Consider the following 3,975-nt stretch of genomic DNA (forward strand, 5'->3'; position numbering starts at 1 on the left):
TCGTCTTCGGCCGCAACGAGAAGTTCGGCGCCACGCAAGCGTGGTCGCGGTTGAAACCGTTCCAGCCTGATATCGAAGCCAGGCTGAAGCTCAGGCCGGAACAGAGTTGCGAGGATCTCGGCATCAATTCGATGTGGCGGGTGAACTGCTATGCCGAGGACAACTGGCCAGCCATGGCCGACTGGCTGGTGACCGAATGTTCGCGCTTCGAGCGCGCGGTAACCGAAGTCCTGAGGCAGGGATAGACATCCGGTGTTGCCAGAGGGTATCGGCTCCTTTTTCCGCTCACGCTGGCAAGGCCAGGTGCCGCTCGACCGGCTGTTCTGGCGCGACCTTGTTCTTGTCGGCACGGCGCTCAACGTCGCATCTCTGGTGGCCGCGATCGTCCTGCTCGGACTGAAGCTGCCGCTCGCGCTGGTTCTGGCGGTGCATTTCGCACCGGTGCCCTACAACCTCTTTCTGACCTTTTCCGTATGGCGAACCACGGAAAAGGCCAGTGGCGCCAAGGCCTCGCTGATGACGCTCGGCGCCACATTATGGCTAATCCTGACGGTCGTGGTCTGAGAGCGGACACGGGCGCCCACCGCGTTCGCCGGGTTCGGCCGGGGGGCAATGAAAAGGGCGGCCGCAGCCGCCCTTTTCATTCATTCAATCGAATTTCGGTTCAGGCCGCCGGCTCGAATTTCAGCGCCACGCCGTTGATGCAATAGCGCAGGCCAGTCGGCGGCGGGCCGTCCTCGAAAACATGGCCGAGATGGCTGCCGCAGCGGGCGCAATGGCATTCGGTGCGAACCATGCCGTAGCTGCGGTCGACGGTGTTTTCGACCGAACCCGGCACCGGGTCGTTGAAGCTCGGCCAGCCGGTGCCGCTCTCGAACTTCAACTTGGATTCAAACAAAGGCTGGTCGCAGCCGACGCAGGAAAAGGTGCCGGCGCGCTTCTCGTAGAGCAAAGCGCAGCTTCCCGGCCGCTCGGTGCCGTGGCCGCGCATGACGGCATACTGCTCCGGCGTCAGCCGGGCGCGCCATTCGGCGTCGGTGCGGGTTACAGGGTAGGTGTGGGTGTCCATGTGATCTCCTCAGCCTTGCCGGCTCGCTACTACAGCGCCGCGCGCCCATCGGACGCGCAAAGGACGCTGTAGTACTTTGGTTTTGCGCATAATCCTTTCCGAACCGGAGGTTCGGGATCATGCGCGGATTGCAACCTCATATTCGCACCAAGATAGGCATTTGTTACGCGATTTGCCCGCATTTTCGATCGTGATCTTTATGCGATCGCCCTGAGATAGCGATCGACCGAAGCAGCCAACGCCGCTTTTGCGCCCCCGATGACATTCTGGTTCCACCATGCACCATAGATATGGTCGAACGCGAATGGCTCCAGTGCCGCCGCGATGCGGCGCACGGCCGCTGCATTGAGCGGAATGTAGTTCGGATAGCTGTACATGAAGCTGACATGGCGGCGCGTCGGCGTCACCTGCAAGATATCGCCGGCCAGCAAGACGTCGCCGACATCGCGTTTCCAGTGCAGCACCTGACCGCCGGCAAAGTGGCCGCCGCAGCGGATGAGCGTCAGCGAAGGGTTTATGGCCAGCGTCTCGCCTTCCCAACTGACGATCGCCTTGTGCGGTCGCATGATCCATTGGCGGTCGTCGGCATGGAGATAAATCGGCACGCCGCCAAACGCCTCGCTCCAACTGGCCATCACCGAATAATAGTGGCAGTGCGAGATGGCGATCGCCGCCAGGCCACCGCGGCGGTTGATCTCGGCCACCGCCTCGTCGCTGACCATCGAAACGCAGTCCCACAGCACGTTGCCGTGTGGCGTCTGCGCCAGCAGCGCCCGTTGGCCGATGGCGAAGCGCGGCTCGATGCCGAAGGCGAGAACGCCGGCATCGTCCTTCATCACAAGCCGGTGCCCTTCGGCAAGTTCCTCCGGCGTGATCCACGCTTGGCCCTCCCAGCGCACATATTGGCGCTCGTCCTCGCAGATCGGGCAATGTTCTGGCGGCGTCTCTGTCGCCGCGAACTGGACGCCGCATTGCAGGCAGAGGAAGCAGGTCATCGGATCTCCTGTCGGTCTTTCAGTGCTTTCTTGAAAGCTGCTTGGTCGCGCCCTCAAGCCCGGCCAGCGTCAGCGGGAACATGCGGCCGCCGAAGATGTCGCGGATCATCGCAATCGAATGGGTGTAGCCCCAGTTCTTGGGGTCTTCGGGGTTCAGCCATACCGCGTTCGGCCATTGCTGCAGCAGACGGCCGAGCCAGACGCTGCCCGCCTCCGGATTCCAGTGCTCGACCGAACCGCCGGGGTGAGCGATCTCGTAAGGGCTCATCGAGGCGTCGCCGACGACGATCACCTTGTAGTCCGGCCCATATTTGTGGAGCAGGTCGAAGGTCGGAATCACCTCGGCATGCCTGCGGCGATTGTCCTTCCACACGCCCTCATAGAGGCAGTTGTGGAAATAGAAATATTCGAGCTGGCGGAATTCGGCGCGGGCGGCCGAGAACAGCTCCTCGACGCTTTTGATGTGGTCGTCCATCGAGCCGCCGACATCGAAGAACATCAACAGCTTCACCGCGTTGCGCCGCTCTGGCCGCGTCTGCACGTCGAGATAGCCGTGTTCGGCCGTGGCGTGAATGGTGCCGGGCAGGTCGAACTCCTCCTCGGCACCCTCGCGCACCCAGCGACGCAGGCGTTTCAGTGCGATCTTGATGTTGCGGGTGCCGAGTTCGACGGCATCGTCAAAATTCCTGAACTCGCGTTTGTCCCAGACCTTCACCGCGCGGCGGCTGCGGCTTTCATGCTGGCCGATGCGCACGCCTTCGGGATTGTAGCAATAGGCGCCGAAAGGCGAGGTGCCGCCGGTGCCGATCCATTTCGAGCCGCCCTGGTGACGGCCTTTTTGCTCCTGCAGCCGCTGTTTCAATGTCTCCATCAGTTTCTCGAAACCGCCGAGCGCTTCGACCAGTTTTTTCTCCTCGTCGGTCAGGTGCTTTTCGGCGAGACGGCGCAACCATTCCTCGGGGATGTTGGCGATATCGACTGCATCCGGCCCGCCCAGTGCTTCGATGCCCTTGAAGACATGCGCGAACACCTGGTCGAAGCGGTCGATATGGCGCTCGTCCTTCACTAGGGCGGCGCGGGCGAGGTAATAAAAACCTTCGACGTCGTAGTCGACCAGCCCGGCTTCCAGACCCTCCAGCAGCGACAGATATTCCCTGAGCGAGACGGGAACGCGTGCTGCCTTCAGTTCGAGGAAGAAGGGGATGAACATGGCCGGTTACAGCAAATCATACTCGATGAAGCCCGTGCGGCGGGCGACGTGGTCGTAAAGCTTGCGCGCGGTGGCGTTGGTCTCGTGCGTCATCCAGTAGACATTCTTGACGCCGATCTTTGCCGCCTCTTCCTTCACTGCGTTGATAAGGGCGGCGCCGATCTCCTTGCCGCGCACATCCGGGTCGGCGAACAAATCCTGCAGATAGCAGTTGTTTTTCTCCGACCAGCCGGAGCGGTGGTACAGGTAGTGCGTGAGACCGACCGCCTTGCCGTCCAGTGTGGCGATGAAGCCTTTTGGCTCGAATTCGCCCGGAGTGAACAGCCGCTTCCAGGTGACGGCGTAGACCTCTTCCGGCAGCTTCGTCTCATAGAAGGTGAGATAGTCGGTCCACAGGCGCCGCCAATCGGCGTGGTCGGACTGCGCGAGCGGGCGGACGATTATCTCGGACATTTCGTTCCCTCTGAAGTCTGGAACCCGATCCATACCAATAGAATCGGGATCAGGAACACCCTTGCCTATTCGGCAGGCGAATTATATTCGCGAAAAGCGGTCGCGAGCATGTGCAGCGCCTCCCGCGCCCGCGGCGGCAGAGCGTGCGACTGCAAAACGATCTCGGACGGGGGAATTGGTGGCAGGCCGAGTTTGCGGCCCACCTCGATCAAGCCCGGGGGCACAACCCGGTAAGCGAGGGCGGAAAG

General features: G+C 61.9%; 5 protein-coding genes and 2 pseudogenes. 2 read left to right on the forward strand and 5 right to left on the reverse strand.

Annotated features, from left to right (window positions below; translation table 11 throughout):
* Both EN991_RS26365 and EN991_RS26370 read left to right on the forward strand, forming a co-directional pair.
* Positions 1-245, forward strand: a pseudogene (locus EN991_RS26365) (hypothetical protein); the annotation flags it as partial.
* A gap of 7 nt (positions 246-252) precedes the next feature.
* A complete protein-coding gene (locus tag EN991_RS26370) occupies positions 253-564 on the forward strand; it encodes a hypothetical protein (protein ID WP_027162547.1) in 312 nt (103 codons plus the stop codon).
* Positions 565-664: 100 nt separating this feature from the next.
* Here EN991_RS26370 and msrB read toward each other — a convergent pair whose 3' ends face one another.
* The 5 genes and pseudogenes from msrB to EN991_RS40375 form a co-directional block, all read right to left on the reverse strand.
* On the reverse strand, positions 665-1,069 hold the full coding sequence (gene msrB / locus EN991_RS26375) for a peptide-methionine (R)-S-oxide reductase MsrB (protein WP_013529102.1): 405 nt from the start codon (positions 1,067-1,069) through the stop codon (positions 665-667).
* 197 nt (positions 1,070-1,266) lie between these two features.
* A complete protein-coding gene (locus EN991_RS26380) occupies positions 1,267-2,064 on the reverse strand; it encodes a hypothetical protein (protein WP_063173260.1) in 798 nt (265 codons plus the stop codon).
* Positions 2,065-2,083: 19 nt separating this feature from the next.
* Positions 2,084-3,274 (reverse strand): VWA domain-containing protein, encoded by a 1,191-nt coding sequence (locus tag EN991_RS26385; RefSeq protein WP_127369864.1) that lies wholly within the window; start codon positions 3,272-3,274, stop codon positions 2,084-2,086.
* Positions 3,275-3,280: 6 nt separating this feature from the next.
* Positions 3,281-3,727 carry a GNAT family N-acetyltransferase gene (locus tag EN991_RS26390; RefSeq protein ID WP_127369865.1) on the reverse strand — a complete coding sequence of 149 codons (447 nt, stop codon included), beginning with the start codon at positions 3,725-3,727 and terminating at the stop codon, positions 3,281-3,283.
* A gap of 65 nt (positions 3,728-3,792) precedes the next feature.
* A pseudogene (locus EN991_RS40375) lies at positions 3,793-3,975 on the reverse strand (LysR family transcriptional regulator); the annotation flags it as partial.

It is taken from the genome of Mesorhizobium sp. M7A.F.Ca.US.005.03.2.1 (assembly GCF_003997795.1).
Taxonomy (GTDB): Bacteria; Pseudomonadota; Alphaproteobacteria; order Rhizobiales; family Rhizobiaceae; genus Mesorhizobium; species Mesorhizobium ciceri.